At 32.5% G+C, this 17,322-nt stretch carries 18 protein-coding genes and 2 pseudogenes; 11 read left to right on the forward strand and 9 right to left on the reverse strand.

The genetic code is table 11. The features are described 5' to 3' along the window. Nucleotides 1-233 precede the first annotated feature (233 nt). From iscU to AAGD42_RS03235, 4 genes and pseudogenes are all read left to right on the forward strand, one after another. On the forward strand, nt 234-614 hold the full coding sequence (gene iscU, locus AAGD42_RS03220; RefSeq protein ID WP_094649773.1) for a Fe-S cluster assembly scaffold IscU: 381 nt from the start codon (nt 234-236) through the stop codon (nt 612-614). A gap of 19 nt (nt 615-633) precedes the next feature. Next, nucleotides 634-966: a HesB/IscA family protein gene (locus AAGD42_RS03225; protein WP_250311486.1), complete on the forward strand. Its 333-nt coding sequence runs from the start codon at nt 634-636 to the stop codon at nt 964-966. A gap of 1 nt (nt 967) precedes the next feature. Beyond that, nucleotides 968-2,425, forward strand: a pseudogene (locus AAGD42_RS03230) (NAD-dependent succinate-semialdehyde dehydrogenase). Next, nucleotides 2,422-2,757, forward strand: coding sequence for a YraN family protein (locus AAGD42_RS03235; protein ID WP_341753223.1), 336 nt, complete (start codon nt 2,422-2,424; stop codon nt 2,755-2,757). The pseudogene AAGD42_RS03230 and the gene AAGD42_RS03235 overlap by 4 nt, the downstream one beginning before the upstream one ends. 56 nt (nt 2,758-2,813) lie before the next feature. Here AAGD42_RS03235 and AAGD42_RS07120 read toward each other — a convergent pair whose 3' ends face one another. From AAGD42_RS07120 to AAGD42_RS03270, 9 genes and pseudogenes are all read right to left on the reverse strand, one after another. Next, entirely contained in the window at nt 2,814-2,942 is a 129-nt protein-coding gene (locus AAGD42_RS07120) for a UDP-N-acetylglucosamine 2-epimerase (protein WP_410520959.1), read from the reverse strand. 122 nt (nt 2,943-3,064) lie between these two features. Then, a complete protein-coding gene (locus tag AAGD42_RS03240) occupies nt 3,065-3,262 on the reverse strand; it encodes a hypothetical protein (protein ID WP_341750506.1) in 198 nt (65 codons plus the stop codon). Continuing rightward, nucleotides 3,231-4,328 carry a hypothetical protein gene (locus tag AAGD42_RS03245; protein WP_341753224.1) on the reverse strand — a complete coding sequence of 366 codons (1,098 nt, stop codon included), beginning with the start codon at nt 4,326-4,328 and terminating at the stop codon, nt 3,231-3,233. Before AAGD42_RS03245 ends, AAGD42_RS03240 begins: the two co-directional genes overlap by 32 nt. Nucleotides 4,329-4,342: 14 nt before the next feature. Continuing rightward, nucleotides 4,343-4,675, reverse strand: a complete 333-nt coding sequence (locus AAGD42_RS03250; RefSeq protein WP_250312008.1) for a ferredoxin family 2Fe-2S iron-sulfur cluster binding protein — start codon at nt 4,673-4,675, stop codon at nt 4,343-4,345. Nucleotides 4,676-4,701: 26 nt separating this feature from the next. Then, complete coding sequence (locus AAGD42_RS07125) at nt 4,702-5,808, reverse strand: Hsp70 family protein (protein WP_410521050.1); 1,107 nt, start codon at nt 5,806-5,808, stop codon at nt 4,702-4,704. 3 nt (nt 5,809-5,811) lie between these two features. Further along, a pseudogene (locus AAGD42_RS07130) lies at nt 5,812-6,678 on the reverse strand (Hsp70 family protein); the annotation flags it as partial. Further along, nucleotides 6,669-7,169 (reverse strand): Fe-S protein assembly co-chaperone HscB, encoded by a 501-nt coding sequence (gene hscB, locus AAGD42_RS03260; protein ID WP_250312009.1) that lies wholly within the window; start codon nt 7,167-7,169, stop codon nt 6,669-6,671. The gene hscB and the pseudogene AAGD42_RS07130, both read right to left, overlap by 10 nt. A gap of 258 nt (nt 7,170-7,427) precedes the next feature. Then, complete coding sequence (locus tag AAGD42_RS03265; protein ID WP_341753226.1) at nt 7,428-7,952, reverse strand: histidine phosphatase family protein; 525 nt, start codon at nt 7,950-7,952, stop codon at nt 7,428-7,430. 20 nt (nt 7,953-7,972) lie between these two features. Beyond that, on the reverse strand, nt 7,973-8,773 hold the full coding sequence (locus AAGD42_RS03270; RefSeq protein WP_341753378.1) for a DNA polymerase III subunit delta': 801 nt from the start codon (nt 8,771-8,773) through the stop codon (nt 7,973-7,975). 302 nt (nt 8,774-9,075) lie between these two features. Here AAGD42_RS03270 and murC point away from each other — a divergent pair, with 302 nt between their 5' ends. The 7 genes from murC (at nt 9,076) to clpP (ending at nt 17,037) form a co-directional block, all read left to right on the forward strand. After that, the gene (murC, locus tag AAGD42_RS03275) at nt 9,076-10,524 is read left to right on the forward strand and encodes a UDP-N-acetylmuramate--L-alanine ligase (RefSeq protein WP_341753227.1); all 1,449 of its coding nucleotides are present in this window, start codon (nt 9,076-9,078) and stop codon (nt 10,522-10,524) included. A gap of 13 nt (nt 10,525-10,537) precedes the next feature. After that, nucleotides 10,538-11,431, forward strand: a complete 894-nt coding sequence (gene murB, locus AAGD42_RS03280; RefSeq protein WP_341753228.1) for a UDP-N-acetylmuramate dehydrogenase — start codon at nt 10,538-10,540, stop codon at nt 11,429-11,431. Continuing rightward, nucleotides 11,424-12,389 (forward strand): D-alanine--D-alanine ligase, encoded by a 966-nt coding sequence (locus AAGD42_RS03285; RefSeq protein WP_341753229.1) that lies wholly within the window; start codon nt 11,424-11,426, stop codon nt 12,387-12,389. Before murB ends, AAGD42_RS03285 begins: the two co-directional genes overlap by 8 nt. Continuing rightward, entirely contained in the window at nt 12,386-13,180 is a 795-nt protein-coding gene (locus tag AAGD42_RS03290; RefSeq protein ID WP_250311393.1) for a cell division protein FtsQ/DivIB, read from the forward strand. The genes AAGD42_RS03285 and AAGD42_RS03290 overlap by 4 nt, the downstream gene beginning before the upstream one ends. 5 nt (nt 13,181-13,185) lie before the next feature. Continuing rightward, nucleotides 13,186-14,424, forward strand: a complete 1,239-nt coding sequence (gene ftsA, locus AAGD42_RS03295) for a cell division protein FtsA (protein WP_341753230.1) — start codon at nt 13,186-13,188, stop codon at nt 14,422-14,424. Between the two features lie 442 nt (nt 14,425-14,866). Further along, nucleotides 14,867-16,396, forward strand: a complete 1,530-nt coding sequence (locus tag AAGD42_RS03300; protein ID WP_341753231.1) for an NTP/NDP exchange transporter — start codon at nt 14,867-14,869, stop codon at nt 16,394-16,396. A gap of 38 nt (nt 16,397-16,434) precedes the next feature. After that, on the forward strand, nt 16,435-17,037 hold the full coding sequence (gene clpP / locus AAGD42_RS03305) for an ATP-dependent Clp endopeptidase proteolytic subunit ClpP (protein WP_341753232.1): 603 nt from the start codon (nt 16,435-16,437) through the stop codon (nt 17,035-17,037). Nucleotides 17,038-17,322: the final 285 nt, after the last annotated feature.

Consider the following 17,322-nt stretch of genomic DNA (forward strand, 5'->3'; position numbering starts at 1 on the left):
TGCAAAAATAATGCAAACAACTATTAGTGGGTCAAAAAAATCTGTTATATTTATAGATATATACTCAAATGATTTGGAAAATTGGATTTGAAAATAATGGGCTAGGAGGCAGCCTCCTAGACTACGGTAGCGTATGTTAGTATGCGAATCCCTGATATTTTCAAAAAAACAATCCTTCAAAGCAGAGGAGTATAGACGTATTAAGGTAGAATAATTATTAATATAGGAATAACATGGGTTATAGTTTAAAAGTACTGGATCATTACGAAAATCCGCGTAACGTTGGATCATTAGACAAAAATGATGCATATGTTGGGACAGGTCTTGTGGGAGCCCCTGCCTGCGGTGATGTAATGAAGCTACAAATTAAAGTTAGTGCAGAGGGAATTATTACAGATGCAAAATTTAAAACATTTGGTTGTGGTTCTGCTATTGCTTCAAGTTCTTTAGTAACGGAATGGGTTAAGGGTAAATCTCTTGACGAGGCTGGTAGTATAAAAAATACAGAGATAGCCAAGGAATTATCTTTGCCACCAGTAAAACTCCATTGTTCTTTATTGGCAGAAGATGCCATAAAAGCGGCAATACTTGATTATAAAACTAAAAACTCATAGTAATTATTATGAAAAATTTATGAAAAATGTTATGTCATTGACTGAGGCAGCAGCTCAACAAATAAAGAGATTGATAGACAGGCGTGATAAACCATCTTTTGGTATTAGGATTGGTGTGAAATCTGGTGGTTGTTCCGGTCTATCTTATTATGTAGAATATGCTGATATCAAAAATAAGTTTGATGAGGTGATAGAAGATAAAGGTGTACGAATATTAATTGACCCAAAAGCTCTAATGTATCTTCTAGCAAGTGAAATGGATTATGTAGAAGGTAAGTTTAAATCTGGCTTTACTTTTAACAATCCAAATGAAAAAGGTAGTTGTGGATGTGGGAAATCGTTTAATGTTTAATATGCAATTACTAGATTTTGTTAATAAAAAAAACTATATAGATGGAAATTGGCTAGATTGCCAAGAGCAGTTATCAGTTTATAATCCTGCCAATGATAAAGTGGTTGGGTCGATACCAAATTTACCTAATGATTTAATTATTAGTGCTATTGACAGTTCTGTTAGAGCTTTTAAAATTTGGTCACAAACTTCTTTTGAACAAAGAATAACTATATTAAGAAAATGGCATTCTTTAATATTAGAGAATATTGATCAACTAGCCTATATAATTACCTTAGAACAGGGGAAAATATTAGAAGATGCAAAGCGTGAGATATTATATGGGGCGTCTTTTATTGATTAGTTTGCTAGTAACATTCATAACATTCAAGGTAAAATAAAGCCTGGAAAATCAATAAATCACAAGATTATCACCGAATTTGAGCCAGTTGGTACGGTTTGTTCAATTACTCCATGGAATTTTCCAAATGCTATGGTAACAAGAAAGGTTGCTCCGGCATTAGCTGCTGGTTGTAGCGTTATACTTAAACCGTCGGAATTCACGCCTTTTTCTGCATTGGTTTTGGCTAAATTGGCAAATGATGCTGGGATACCGGCTGGAGTACTAAATATTATCACCGGTGATGCCAATAATATTGGACAAATATTTTGTAATGATTTTAGAATTCGTAAATTATCATTTACTGGTTCTACGAGGGTAGGAAAGATATTATATCAGAATTCTAGTGCTACTATTAAGCGTTTATCTCTAGAACTTGGTGGTAATGCTCCATTTATTATATTAAGTGATGTTGATTTAGATAAGACTGCCAGTGAGCTTATATTAGGAAAGATAAGGAATAGTGGACAATCTTGCACTTCGCCCAACAGAATATTCATTGAAGAAGCAATTTATGATGAATTTTTACAAATTATTACTGCAAAATTTGCTAATCTTAAAGTAGGGGATGGTTTTGATTCTGAGTCAGTTATAGGGCCGTTGATTAATAAAGCAGCTATAGATAAGATTTTAAAATTGATTGAAGATGCTAAAAATAAAGGCGGAGAAATCTTATGCGGAGGTAAAGCTCATGGTAATTTTTTTGAGCCAACAATTATTAGTAATTGTCAGGATAATATGGAGATTTTTAGCACAGAGATATTTGGTCCCGTTCTTGCATGTTATAAATTTGGCAGTATACAAGAAGTTATAAATAGAGCTAATAATACGGAATATGGCTTGCAAGCTTATATATATTGCAATAATATAGCTATAGCTCAAATAATGGCAACAAAACTTGATTTTGGTATGGTATCAATTAATGATTCGCTACCTGCTAATGCCAAGGCAGCATTTGCTGGGCGAAAAAATTCAGGGTTTGGAGTAGAAGGTTCAGATGAGGGAATATTTGAGTATTTAAATAGTAAATTTGTAAACTTGCATAATTATGCAGATTCAAGTCAATTAACTTTATTATGAGAAAGATTACCCTTGGTTTAATAGCTGAGTATATAGCTATTATTATTTACAAAATTAAATTTTATCAAATTCTCTATCATCGTAAAAGATATTATGTTGGCGAGATTGATATTATTGCCCTGCGTGGTAAACAACTTGTTTTTATAGAAGTAAAAGCAAGATGTTCTGACGTGGATGATAGAATATTATCAACTCATCAACAGATGAGAATAAAAAGAGCTACCAGTATGTTTTTAAGCTCTAACCCTAAATACCAAAATTATCAGGTTAGATTTGATCTAATAATTATTAAACCTTACAGTATGCCCATTATTATTGAGAATGCTTGGTAATAGTGTCCTATTATTAATCGGGTTAGCTATACAATAGACCTCCTGCATAAGGCTAATTAAAATGCTGCAACTTGAGTAGGTACAAAATGGTAATTTGTTAATTGACCGGTAAGAATGCAGTACATTTCTTCAGGGTATGGTGAATGTACGTTACCACTACGAAGACCTGCTTCAATATGAACAATTCTTGTTTACAAGTCTATACTAACTCGATTAGCATTGTGCTGTCATTGAGAGAAGCCGTAAGCCGACAAAGCAATTCAAGAAAATAGTTAGAAATGAGTCAATCATTTATTTTGTGTAAGTTCTATTTTTTACACTCCAATAAATCATATTTAAAATCACCACAAAGTATTTCAAATTGATTCAAAGCTAATGACCAATCTTTTATGGGCATGATCCATTTTTTAGCTGCATTTTGCAGAGCTAAAAATATTATTTTCTGAATTGATTTATCATCTGGAAATACCCCCTTAATTTTCTGGTATTTCTTCTTGCTGAACATCAGCCTTATCATTTTTTAAAGGTTCCTCAGTATCTACCTTACTATCTTCTAGTTTAAACTCAAGCAGATTAATTGAACCTATATGTATGCCATTATCAGAAAACTCAATATCAAATTTTACCTTTTCATAATTCGCTACTTCACTATCATCTGTCTTAACCACTTCAGATACAAAAGAATTAGCAACTTTCTCAATTATAGCCTTGATCATTTTTTTAGGTAATAGCAAATTATTAGGTATCAACTTATCGATGATATCATGATGATTAGTTAATTCAAAAGATAATTTACCTTTTGGTAAATTATTCTCAAAAAATTGTAAGAACCCTATCAAAGCTATTTGGGAATTATCATCACAAGAGAAAACTAATCGGTCAATATTTAAATTTTTGATATAATTGATATCTTTACCTTGATCAGTAGCAATATTTATTAGAGTGGCTAAATCAAGCTGAGCTGTTTTGAAATTCAAAAAATTTTCCTCTGCAGCATATGACAAACGTAATTGTAAAGCTATATCTTCGCCATCCTCAGATTTTGCTTTATTGATTAAGAAAGTCAAGTCACTAATATTAAAAATTTCCTTATCTTCCTGAATAATTGATAATAATTTATTGTTAACTTGCAAAAGCTTCACGATAGATTTTAGATTATCTCCACTAGACAATCTATATATAGGTTTATTAAATTTAACTAGTGCGGCAATATCTTCCTTCGACTGAACACTATATTCAATTAACTTACCACCAAAATTTTCTTGTTGTTTTATTGTTTGTCCTAAAATCAAGTTAGCTTTTTTAAAACTAAAATCGAATAAAAATGTCATTTTTTCAGCAGATATTTCTTTGAAATCAACATGATCGATAAATTTTATTTTTGGCTCGACTAAACTAATCTGTAAACGAGAAGGAAAACCAGAAAATTTGATTTGGCTATAAGATATCTTAATATTGTCGGTCTCTGAGTTATGTATAGTACTTACCACATTACTTTTGATAGTATAAGCAATGGCAAACCATATTATGGTGTAAGTTAAACAAATAAAAAGTAAAATTTTACGTATCACTTTATTATACTCAATTATAAATTAATATTACGGGTAGCAGATGGTAAGCGAACCCTTATACCATCAAGATCTTCAGTAACAATAATCTGACAACCAAGTCTTGAAGTATGAGTAAGACCAAATGCTAAGTCAAGCATATCTTCTTCTGCCTCGGAAGGATTTTTTAATTTGTGATAAAATTCCTCATCTAAAATAACATGGCAAGTGGCACATGCTAGAGAACCTTCGCATGCACCTTCAAGATCAATATCGTTTTGATGAGCAATTTCCAAAATAGACAATCCTATAGGGGCGTCCACTATTTTCTCTGTCCCATCTTTATCTACAACAAAAATTACTTTAGGCATTAGTTATCATCCATCTTCAATTTACTTTAGTTTATTTCATTAATATGCTTACCTTTAAGTAAGCCTTCCACCGTGCTATTTAATCTTTCGGCAAGAAAATGCTCTGTTATACTCTCAAAATTTTTGCTACATTCTATAATGTAATCACGATCATTTGAGTCTATTGCTTCTTTTAGAGTTTTAATTGCCATATCAATTTTTTCCATTTCATTTTTTGCAAGAAGATTTGGCATCTCCCTAATAGCATTTTCTATATTATAAAGCAAAGATTTTGTGTTAATAATTGTTTCTTGTAACAATTTCTTATTATGATCACTAGCCGCATTTTGATAAGCATTTTCTAAAATCTCGGTAATCTCACTTTCATTTAAACCATAACTTGGTTTTATTTCAATGTTATGCGATATATTACTATTTTTTTCTAGAGCTGACACTGACAAAATGCCATCTGCATCAATAGAAAATGTTACTTCTATCCTAACTCCCCCTGCTTTCATTAGTGGCAATTTTAGTTCAAATTTTGCAAGTGACCGACAATCCTCTACCATTTCTCTCTCCCCCTGTACCACATGTAGCTTCATAGAAGTTTGGTTATCCACATAATTGGTAAACTCCTTAGTAACCGATATCGGTATAGGGCTATTACGCAGAATAATTTTTTCAGTAATTCCTCCATTTAGTTCAATACCAAGTGACAAAGGCACTACATCGATTAATAAGGAATTAATATTTGCAGAAGTTAGGTTCTCTGCTTGCAGAGCCGCACCCCATACTACCGCCTTATCTGGGTTAATATCTGAAAAAATAATAGTATTAAATGTTTGTCTTAAACTCTTACTAATTAACGGTATACGAGTTGAACCACCAACCAGGATAATACCTGAAATATCAGGGTTCTTTGCCTGTTCTAGCGTATCTTTAGTAATAGCTATGGTACGTTCTACTAATGGTGCTATTAACCTCTCAAAATTTTCTATATCTAACTCCCACATCTTTTCTTCATATATATAGCTAACCCGATTAGCATTTATCCGTAACAAACTGGTATCATTGCGAGGAGTAGTAGAGTGAAGCAATCCATTTTTGGTTACTTTTATGGATTGCTTCGTCGCTACTAAAGTAGCTCCTCGCAATGACGTTTGTAAATTGGGAGCAATACTAGTCGGATTATCTATAATACTACATTTATTTTGTACACTAAGTGTTTCTTTAACTTTTTTTGCTAATTTTATTAATTCGTTAGATGCTACTAATTTATATTTATCACAAAAATACTTCATCACTAAGTGATCAATATCATCACCACCTAAAATATTATCTCCGCCAGTGGCAATAACCTGAAGTACGCCGGTTTGCATATTGAGAATTGATACATCAAAAGTTCCTCCCCCTAAATCATATACTAAATAACACCCTCTGCTTTCTTTATTTAAACCATACGCATAGGCTGCTGCTGTTGGTTCTGCAATTAACCGTAATACCTCAAATCCAGCAATTTTTGCTGCCAGCATTACTTCTCCTCTAGCAGCATCGTTAAAATGTGCCGGTACAGTTATTACCGCTTTTTTGACTTCTGAGTTTAATCTTTCAGTAGCTTGTTGCCTTAAATAGAGAAAGATTTGGGCGGCAATTTCCGGAACAGTCATCAATTTTCCAGCAAATTGCAGCCGTAATATTTCACTATTTAGATCAATATAATCTTTTACTAAAGAAAAAAGTGCCGGGTTATTTTGTATATCGGATAGTTTCTTACCGAAGAGCCTTTTTATAGAGCAAAGATTATCGATTATATCATGATTACCCACAATAAAGCTTTCACCATGGAAGGCTATCACTGATGGGATAAGTTCTAAATCTTGATCATTTGTGATAATTTGTACCACTTGTTGATTTGACAAAGCAATTAATGAGTTTGTTGTACCGAAATCAATGCCAACGGCTATGTTCTTATCATTTTCTTTATGCTGGGAAGAGCCAGCCTCACTAATTTCTATTATTTGCATGACTTGATTTTTAGCTGAATATTATTAATTAAGTTTTTAAGATATTTAAATCTTATAGTACTATCAACGGCATCTTGCATATTTTGATTTTGGAATGCAGTAGTTAGAGATTTAGTAAGTTGTTGCTTTTCAAGAATCTTGTTATTTAGCATAGATTGTAACTTAGTTAATTCTTGAGTAGTTTCAACAAACTCTAATTCATTCCACACAACATTTAATTGTTCCTTTGAAATACCTTGCCTAACCGTTATGTCATCCAAAACTATATTGTTTAACAAGAGAAGATACTCAGCTCGTGCTAAATCGTCTTTAAGCATTGCATAAGCCTTATTTATGTCAATAGAGATAGCTAAATTTTTTTGCTTTTCACTGTTAGAATTAATTCTATCTGGGTGATATTTTAATTGCATAGAAAAATATTGACGATCCAGATTAGACAAGTCAATATCATATTTTTTTTCTATGCCTAATAACTCAAAATAATTGTTCATAATCATTATTAGTGGGTTAATAATTGTCAAACCACGTGACTAATTGGCTTATACAGGAAGCTTATTATATACTAGGAGGTTGTCGGAAACAACTAAAGTAATTCTATATCCGGCTCTTTTTAGCTGCAAATAAACATGATTTTCTTGAAATAGATACACTCCTTCAAAAATCATATTTATTCTCGCAGGAAAATAGCTCAAAATATAATTAATTAGTTATCGTAGGCAACCTCCTAGCCCCAAATTTTCCTGAATTGACTATATCTCTAACTCATTAATAGAACAATGTAGTATCTGATAAGTATCTACCCATGTTTTTATTACCTGCTCATGAGTTACTATTATTACATACTTATAGTTTAGATATCTTGTTAAAACACCTTCTGTTCTATCTTTTATAGAACTTTTTGATTCCCACGTTTTAAGAATACCTTCTGGGTATATACCATCATTTCTTTTATAATCATCTATTGCACTTTTTAGCTGTAGTTGATTGCTAATTTCTAACTTTAAGTCTGGTTGCCATTCTCTTAAGTCAAATTCTACAGTAATGTCTAAATTAATGTTTTTTGAAAGAATTGCTGCGGTTTGCAACGCCCTAGTATATGGAGAAGATAGAATTAGTTCTGCATTTTCTAATCTCAAACTTTTAGATAGCTCATTGGCTTGTCTAATCCCATTTGACGTTAAACATGGCAAGTCCCTATATTCACCTTTTAATTGATGTTTTTCATTTAAAGACCAATCTGTTTCACCATGTCGTATTAAAAAGAATATTGTCACAAAAATAACTAAGGATATATTTAAGTTAGTTCTTCTATTAATGCTATAGTACTAGCCCTTAGGTCTAGATCATAATCTATAGTATTATTTATTATTCGCTTAATATTGGCAAATTTTGTTACCAAACAATCAGGTGAATTAGAGGATAATTGATTAAATATTTTATTCTCTAATTCATTGGATTCAATATTAATATTAAGAGATTTTTTAGTAATTCTATTCACTAGATATATCATGCTATAAGCAAAATCTCCCCATAATTCTTTGTTTTTACTGGTAAACTCTGCTATAATATTTAGCCTCACTTTAGGGTCTGAACAATTGGCAATATATGTAATAAATTTAACATATATCTCACTTCCCACTAAGCGATTTTGTGATTTTATATTAATTTTAGCACATCTAGATCTTATAGTGCTGATTATGCCAGCAGCTCTTGAGGTAATTAAGAAAATAAAACTATCTTTTGGAGTATCTTCTAAAAGTTTAAGACAGGAATTTGCTGCATTAAGATTCATTAGATCGGCTTGATAGATAACAGCTACTCTATATTTAGATATTGACGATGTTTTATAAAAAAATTGCTGTAAATCCCTAATTTGGTCAACAGATATGTCTTTGACATTAGCAGCACCAGAATTATCCCTTGCTACTAACCGATAATCTGGATGATTTTTTAATTGAATTTTATCTGCAAACAAACTGCTTTCTATAAATATTAGTAAATTTTCTAAAGCTTTTGCCGTATCATCAACGTCAATCAACCAACTATTATAAAGCCGACCTTGTTTAAATCTATCCCCAAGATATTCTTTGATCATTCTATTTATTCCACTTGTCAATTGCTTATCTTTTAGCTACCCAAAGTAGGGATTATAGTTAGTTCAGGAGAATTTGGTGCTAGGAGCGACGAGTAACGACGTCACCAATTTCTCATCATTGACTATAGATGCCAATTTACCATGGTTAAATGCTAGTCGGGTTAGCTATATAATATTTTTTACAATATTTCTCCAATAACACTTAGTGTACGCTATAATTGTTGTATAGTCAAATATCATTAGAGCTTGACCTTTAGTTAAAAACTGATTATGCAAGAGATAAACAATTAATTATTATATACATGTTTCTATTAGAGTTAAAAAAAATAAATGGGACTCTTGACACTATGCATTTTATCGGCATTGGGGGAATTGGTATGAGTGGCATTGCCGAAATACTACATAATCTCGGATATAAAGTGCAAGGTTCTGACATAGCCGAAAATTATAATACTAAAAGACTAGAGAATAATGGTATTAAGGTTTTCCTTGGTCATCAAGCTCAGAATATTACTGATGTTTCATATGTAGTGGTCTCGTCGGCTATTAATAAAGATAATCCTGAAATTCAGGAAGCTATACGTAAAAAAATACCAATAATTAGGCGAGCTGAAATGCTAGCTGAATTAATGAGGCTAAAATGTTCCATAGCAATTTCTGGTTCGCATGGCAAAACTACGACTACATCACTCGTTGCCTGTTTATTTGAAGCGGCTGGGCTTTGCCCAACGTTAATTAATGGTGGTATTATTAATAATATATCCACCAATGCATATCTTGGGTCTGGGAATTATCTAATAGCTGAAGCTGATGAATCTGATGCAACTTTCATTCACATACCATCAACAATCGCAGTAATAACTAATATCGATCCAGAACATCTAGATTTTTATCAGGATTTTGATAGTTTAATTAAAGCTTTTAAGAGTTTTGTAGCTAATTTACCATTTTATGGTTTTGCCGTGGCTTGTATTGATCATCAAATTGTTAGAAAACTAGTAAATGACATATTTGAGCGTAGAATCATAACTTATGGAATAGACTCAAATGATGCCAACATACAAGCCTTTAATTTAAACTCTGATATTGAATCATCAACTTTTGATGTGCGAATTAGTCTACCTAACGTAAATGGGGTAACAACTATCGAGCACATCACCTTACCTACTCCGGGAAGGCATAATATCCTTAATGCTCTTGCGGCTATCGCGATAGCCGTAGAGCTTGATTTTGGTATTAAAATTATTAAAAATGGATTTAATAGCTTTAAAGGGATAAAACGCAGATTCACTAAAGTAGCCGAATATAATAACGCTACGATAATTGATGATTATGCACACCATCCGGAAGAAGTAAAAGCTACACTTGCTACGGCAAGAAATATTGCTAATAAGCAAAATAGTAAAGTTATAGCAATCTTCCAACCACATAGATACTCAAGGGTTAAATATTTGTTTGATGATTTTATAACTTGCTTTTTTGATGCTGATCAGCTGTATATCACAGATATATATGCTGCCGGTGAACAGCCAATAGATGGTATAACGGGAAGAAATTTAGTAGACAAAATCAAGGATACTAAATCTCATTCGATGGTATCATTTATCGAGAATCACCAGGATATAGCTGGTCTTATTGCCAAGGAAGCTATGCCAAATGATATAATAATTATGATGGGTGCTGGGAGTATTTCTGCTTGGGCAAATAATTTGCATCAGCAATTTTCTAGCCTCAACAAATCTGTAAAGTAGATATTTTATAATTATGCAAATAGCTGGTGAATATAAAAATAATTACAATTTAAGTCATTTAACTTGGTTTAAAGTTGGTGGACCTGCGGAGATATTTTTTAAACCATTAGATTCCTCAAGCTTAGCAGATTTTGTCGCACAAAACCAACAACAGAAAGCAATAACTGTTTTAGGAGCTGGATCAAATATTATTATTAGAGATGGTGGTATAGAGGGGGTTGTGATAAAACTTGGTCAGAATTTTACTAATATAGAATTAATGCCAGAACACCAATTATCGGCAGGGCAATTATCGGTAGGAAGTAGTTGCCTTAATTTTAATCTTGCTAAATTTTGTCAAATACATTCAATTACTGGTTTTGAGTTTCTAAGCGGTATACCAGGTACTATAGGTGGTGGAGTGGTAATGAACGCCGGTGCCTATAACTCGGAATTTAAAGATATTATCCTAGCAATTGAAGCAATAGACTCTAGAGGTAATGTTATTACCATCCCTAACGAAGAAATAGGTTTTAAATATCGAGGTAATAATTTACCACAAGATTTGATTATAACCAAAGCTATATTTAAGATAACGATGGTGGACAGTAATATGATCCTAGAAAAAATGAATGAAATAAGTAAAAACAGACTAGCAAGCCAACCAATTAAAGAACGTACTGGTGGTAGTACATTTGCTAATCCAGAAAATCATAAAGCATGGCAACTAATCGATAAAGCTGGCATGAGGGGATACAAAATTGGTGGGGCTTCCATCTCACAACTACATTGTAACTTTATGATAAACCATGGCAATGCCTCTGCTGGTGATTTAGAAAATCTTGGTGATCTTGTTAAAAAAAGAGTATTTGAAAATAGTGGGATTGATCTAAAATGGGAAATTAAAATAATAGGGAAATATGCATAAATATCAAACAAGTTTTATTGCTAATTCTAAGGTTACAATATTGAGTGATAAAGGAAAAAAACATGTGGCGGTAGTAGGTGGCGGTATGTCGGCTGAACGAGAAGTTTCTTTAGTATCATCTTCGGGAGTTAACAAAGCTTTGGTAGATAGTGGATATAAAGTCACTTTTATAGATATGGGAGTAGACATTGCTTCGGTACTTTTAAAGATAAAACCTGATATAGTTTATAATTGTTTACATGGTACTTATGGCGAAGATGGTTGTTTGCCTGGGTTACTCAATATCTTGCGAATTCCTTATACTCACAGTGGGGTTCTCGCTTCTTCTTTAGCATTTAGTAAAATACATGCAAAAGCATGGTTTGTTGCTAATGATATTAAGGTAGCCAAGAATATTGTCGTTAATAAATCTGATAACATTAAGGTTGATCCTATGCCAAGACCCTATGTTATAAAACCCCTTACCCAAGGCTCAAGTATAGGCGTTGAAGTAATATTTGCTGAGGATGATTTTAACTTTGCTAATTATAATTTTCCTTATGGTGATCAGGTAATGATTGAAGAATATATTAAGGGGCGAGAAATGCAAGTAGCCGTTTTAAACGGCAAAGCCTTAGGGGTATTGGAAATAAAACTCCTGAAACAGCGTTTTTATGATTATGAGACTAAATACACTGATGGATTTGCCCAGCATTTATGTCCAGCTCCATTACCGCAAAATATATATAATGAGTTACTAGAAGAGTCGGAAAGAATATATCAAACCATGAATTGCAGAGGTGTGGCTAGAGCAGAGTTTATTTTTGATGAAAGTAAGAATGAAATTTTTACTTTAGAAATTAATACTCATCCTGGTATGACTCCCTTATCGATTATACCAGAAATAGCTGCCTTACAGGGGATAAATTTTTGCTCGTTAGTGGAAAGAATCTTAGAAACAGCATGTATTGACACATGAAGAGGAATAAAGCGTCTAATAAGAAGAAAAAAGCCAATATACCTTTACGACGAAAGTTGGCAATGGTGTATATTAGAGCGGTATTTTTTATTAAAATTACCCTAGTAGTTTTGTTGTCTTCATTTTTCTTTACCAGCTATTTTGCTCCTGTAAGACAAGAAATTATCCAAAATATTTATGAATTGACTTCTGATATTAGCTTTAGACTTGAAAATGTTTTAATAGAAGGGCAATATAATACTAAGGAAGAAGATATATTGGCAACTTTAAATGCTGATAAGGGTACGCCTATTCTTTCTTTAGACCTGGGAGCAATAAAGAGTAATTTGCAACGCAATCCTTGGATTAAAAATGTTGTAATTATTGAGAGAAGATTACCTAATACTATTTACATAAGATTAACTGAGAGAGTGCCAATTGCTATCTGGCAATTTAACGAGAAGGTTTTCCTTATTGATGAAGAAGGATATAAAATTACTACTGATATAGGTACTTTCACTAATCTTCCTCATGTTGTAGGATCGGACGCTAATATTTATACTAACAAATTAATTCAAGATTTAGCAAAATACCCTGAACTAGCTAAGAAAATTATCTCTTCGGTACTTTATGGGAAAAGACGATGGAATTTAAATCTAGAGCAAGGTATAACTGTTAAAATGCCAGATTCTGGGTTTGATCGTGCTTTAGATTACCTTGCAGGATTGGATATGAAAAATCTATTATTTAATCAAAATTATAAAACTATAGATTTACGAGATTTGAGTAAGTTTTATATAGAAAAATATTAAGAATTATGAAAGCCAGATTGTCTAACTTTTTAACTCTTGACCTTGGTAGTAGTAAAATAGCTTGTATTGCAGCATATATTGACAAAAGAGAAGATGCAAAAATAGTAAGCCAAGTTCTGCATCACTCAAAAGGTATTAAATCAGGAGTCATATTAGATTTAAAAGATGCGGAAAATAGCATAGTCGGAGCGATTTACGCATTAGAAAAAGATTGCGGTAAAAACATAAAAAAAATAACTATATCACTAACAGGCTATGGCACTAAGTCTTATTATGCAAATAGTAAAATAAAACTTTCTAATCAGCCAATTTCACCACAAGATATCAAAAAACTTATCAAAAAAGCCTTATTGGAATTCAAAATTAAAGACCAAGAAATTATTCATTATTTCCCTATAGAATTTACTCTTGATAATAATAATGCTATTGAAGATCCAATCGGAATGTTTGGCAAAGAATTAGGGTGTGAATTACATATTATCACAGCAAATTTTAATATGTTGATGAATATTACCAATTGTTTTGCAAAATGTCATGTGGAAATAAATAATATTATATTAGCAATTTATGCGTCAGGAATTGCTTGTCTTTCAGAAGATGAAAAAAATCTTGGCTCTATCATAATCGATATGGGGGCAAGAACCACCTCTTTTGGCGTGTTTGTCTCAGGCAAGTTAATATATACAAGCTACATAGATATAGGTAGCTTTCATATTACATCTGATATAGCAAAAGTCTTCTCAGTAAGCCTGAACGTTGCAGAAAAACTTAAGATTCTCTATGGTAATGCCATGCCATCTTCTATGGATAAAGACAATATTATTAATTTAGAAGATTTTGAAATGGAAATTCCTGACAGTGGTAGACCAACAATTACCTCAAAATATCTTGCATGCGTTATCAGTCCAAGAGTAGAAGAAATATTATTGATGGTTCAAGCCCAGCACGATAGAGTTGTGGCAGGCAATATGATCGCCTACCGCATTGTTATTACTGGTGGAGGAGCGATGCTCCGGGGAGTAAAAGAACTAGCAAGTAAAATTTTTGAGAAACAAGTACGAATTGGTAAACCGGAAATCTTACCAGGTTTTGCTGAAGATTATAATCCCCATATATATTCCACTGCTATAGGTATGGTAAAAACCCAATCTTTAAAAATACAAAAGAATAATTTTGATATTAATGATAATAATGATGCTAGTTGGTTTAAAAAATTTCTAATTTGGCTAAAAGAAAATATCTGATTACCAAACGTCATTGTGAGGAGGGCGTATATGTGTCCCAAGCTTCTATTAGCGAGGAGCCACTTTGCGGCAACGCGGGGCAATCCATAAAAGTGATTAGAAATGCTTTGTCGGCTACACCTCCTCGCTAATAGCACCAGGTTGTTTTCCTTATGACTTTTAAATGCCATGCGTAAGATGAGTAATTTATTCAAAATATTATATCATATTACGACAAGGTTCACGTTTTAAAATACTGATGTTTGAAAGGTTATCTAGATTTTTTAATCCAGAATTCGGGTTATAAAGAAGATTTAAATATAGTCTAGTCTAACCTGGTAATTGTAATTCTATCTTATTTTAAAACTAACGTTTCTGAATTTATAATTTTATTAAATTATAAAACCACTTGACAGGGATTTTATTATAGTTTAGGTTGCTTGAAAATGAGCATGAGTATTATATGAATGCAGTAGATTCTTCTTTCACTATGTGGAATAGAGCTAGAAATAGTAAATTTAGACACGTTGTTTGGCCTATTAGATCTAACGAGTTGGTAAAGTTTGTACCTATGGCTTTACTAATATTCTTTATTCTCCTTAACCAGAATCTAGTACGTAGTATGAAAGATAGCCTGGTAATAACATTAATTAGTTCGGAAGTTTTAAGCTTTATAAAACTTTGGGGCGAGATGCCTGCAGGTATCTTATTTGTCATCCTTTATTCCAAACTTTGTAATATTATGACAACTGAGCAAGCTTTCAGGATTATATTATCTTTTTTCTTGGGATTTTTCCTATTATTTACCTTTGTTTTGTTTCCATACCGAGAATATTTTCATCCAGACCCTCAAGTAATAGAACATTATATTACTACACTTCCACACTTAAAATGGTTTGTTATCATTTGGGGAAAATGGAGTATTGTGTTATTTTATATAATAGGGGAATTATGGCCAATGATTGTCTGTACACTATTATACTGGCAACTTGCTAATAAGATTACCACCACTGAAGAAGCTCCTAGATTCTATTCGTTTTTTTCCTTATTTGGTCAAACTAATTTACTAATCTCTGGCAGTGTAATTATCTATTTTGCCAAAGGTCAGCACTTCTTGATGCCTCTATTTTCTCATCTTAATGACCAAACAGAAATTCTTTTAAAATCATTCATAGTAATCGTTACCATATCTGGGCTTATCTGTTTGATTTTACATAGATTTGTTGAATTGAAAATTATAGAAACTACTAAAAATATTAGATATAAAAATAAAAGAACCGACATACTGAAGCTAGGGTTAGTTGAGAGTAGCAAAATAATTCTTAAATCAAAATATTTAGGAATTATTTGTGTATTAATGGTTTCATATTCCATGTCAATCAACTTAATTGAAGGATTATGGATGTCTAAAACCAAGGAGTTATATCCTACTACCCAGGAATTTATAACTTACAGTGGTGAGGTATTTTTTTGGACTGGAATATTTACTTTAATTTGTGCTTTTCTAGGTAGTAGTTTAGTTAGAAATTGTGGTTGGTTTTGGGGAGCTGTACTTACTCCCGTTGCAACGTTATTATCAGGAGCAATGTTTTTTACTTTTGTCTTATTGGAAAAGCCTTTATTGGCAATTATGACTGGTCTTAGTCACATTTCTCCATTAATGATAATTGTTTTTGTAGGTGGCTTGTGGCATGTTTTAGGGAAAGGAGTAAAATATTCACTTTTTGATTTTACTAAAGAAATGGTCTATATTCCTCTTGATAGCGAAATGAAAACCAAGGGAAAAGCTGCTGTAGATATACTTGGTGGCAAAATAGGGAAATCTGCTGGAGCAATTGTTCAATTTGTCTCTTTTAGTATTTTTCCAAGTGCTGTACATAATGACCTAGCAGGTTTTCTCATGGTGGTTTTTGTTATTGTTTGTATAACTTGGATTTTTGGTGTAAAAGTCTTAAATCGATATTATAAAAACTTGCTAGCACAGCAGAACTAAAGTTTTATAGGAAGTCTAATAAATTTAGGAAAAAATTAATGACATACGTACCAATTGTAATTGAGCAAACTCCTAGAGGTGAAAGAGCCTATGATATATATTCTAGGTTATTAAAGGAACGTATCGTTTTTGTTTGCGGTCAAATTGAAGATTATATGGCAAATGTAGTGGTTGCACAATTATTATTCCTTGAGGCAGAAAATCCAGAAAAAGATATTTCTATGTATATTAATTCTCCTGGTGGCGTTGTAACTTCTGGTTTAGCAATTTATGATACTATGCAATATATTAAACCTAAAATTTCTACTCTTTGTATAGGTCAAGCTTGCTCTGCTGGCTCTATGTTGCTTACGGCTGGAGAAAAAGGCATGCGTTATTCCCTGCCGCATAGTCGTATAATGATCCATCAGCCGTCAGGTGGTTACCAAGGGCAGGCTACAGATATAGAAATTCATGCCAAAGAAACCATGAAACTAAAAAGAATGCTTAATCTCTTATATGTCAAGCATACAGGACAAGAACTAGAGACTATCGAAAAAAGCATGGAACGTGATAATTTCATGGATCCTGAAGTAGCCAAATCATTTGGGCTTGTTGATGAAATTATCACCGATAGAGCAAAAATTTTAGTAAAAAAATAAATTATAATGGTACGGGAAGAAGGTACGAATAATCTTGTTATTCATCTTTTTTCTCATCATCTTTCATTCCTTCCTTAAAAGCTTTAAGACCTTTTGTTAAAAAGCGTGCAATAATGACCCATTTACTGGGTCATTATTGCACGCTTTTTAACAGCATACTAATCCCGTCTCATAGCATAATTTTTGTTCCTCTCCATCTGGAAGATAAGTCGCATACTCACGTACCTCATGTACGCTGCCGTAGGTTCGCCCCTCATTTTCAAATCCAATTCTCCAAATCATTTG

Origin of the sequence: Candidatus Tisiphia endosymbiont of Dioctria linearis (assembly GCF_964026545.1) — a bacterium.
Classification (GTDB): Bacteria; Pseudomonadota; Alphaproteobacteria; order Rickettsiales; family Rickettsiaceae; genus Tisiphia.

Coding starts and splice junctions, on each gene's coding strand:
- murB (WP_341753228.1), top strand. CDS start 10,538: ATGCAAATAGCTGGTGAATATAAAAATAATTACAATTTAAGTCATTTA.
- hscB (WP_250312009.1), bottom strand. CDS start 7,169: ATGAACAATTATTTTGAGTTATTAGGCATAGAAAAAAAATATGATATT.
- murC (WP_341753227.1), top strand. CDS start 9,076: ATGTTTCTATTAGAGTTAAAAAAAATAAATGGGACTCTTGACACTATG.
- AAGD42_RS03250 (WP_250312008.1), bottom strand. CDS start 4,675: ATGCCTAAAGTAATTTTTGTTGTAGATAAAGATGGGACAGAGAAAATA.
- ftsA (WP_341753230.1), top strand. CDS start 13,186: ATGAAAGCCAGATTGTCTAACTTTTTAACTCTTGACCTTGGTAGTAGT.
- AAGD42_RS03290 (WP_250311393.1), top strand. CDS start 12,386: ATGAAGAGGAATAAAGCGTCTAATAAGAAGAAAAAAGCCAATATACCT.
- AAGD42_RS03225 (WP_250311486.1), top strand. CDS start 634: ATGAAAAATGTTATGTCATTGACTGAGGCAGCAGCTCAACAAATAAAG.
- AAGD42_RS03285 (WP_341753229.1), top strand. CDS start 11,424: ATGCATAAATATCAAACAAGTTTTATTGCTAATTCTAAGGTTACAATA.
- clpP (WP_341753232.1), top strand. CDS start 16,435: ATGACATACGTACCAATTGTAATTGAGCAAACTCCTAGAGGTGAAAGA.
- AAGD42_RS03270 (WP_341753378.1), bottom strand. CDS start 8,773: ATGATCAAAGAATATCTTGGGGATAGATTTAAACAAGGTCGGCTTTAT.
- AAGD42_RS03240 (WP_341750506.1), bottom strand. CDS start 3,262: ATGTTCAGCAAGAAGAAATACCAGAAAATTAAGGGGGTATTTCCAGAT.
- AAGD42_RS03235 (WP_341753223.1), top strand. CDS start 2,422: ATGAGAAAGATTACCCTTGGTTTAATAGCTGAGTATATAGCTATTATT.
- AAGD42_RS03300 (WP_341753231.1), top strand. CDS start 14,867: ATGAATGCAGTAGATTCTTCTTTCACTATGTGGAATAGAGCTAGAAAT.
- iscU (WP_094649773.1), top strand. CDS start 234: ATGGGTTATAGTTTAAAAGTACTGGATCATTACGAAAATCCGCGTAAC.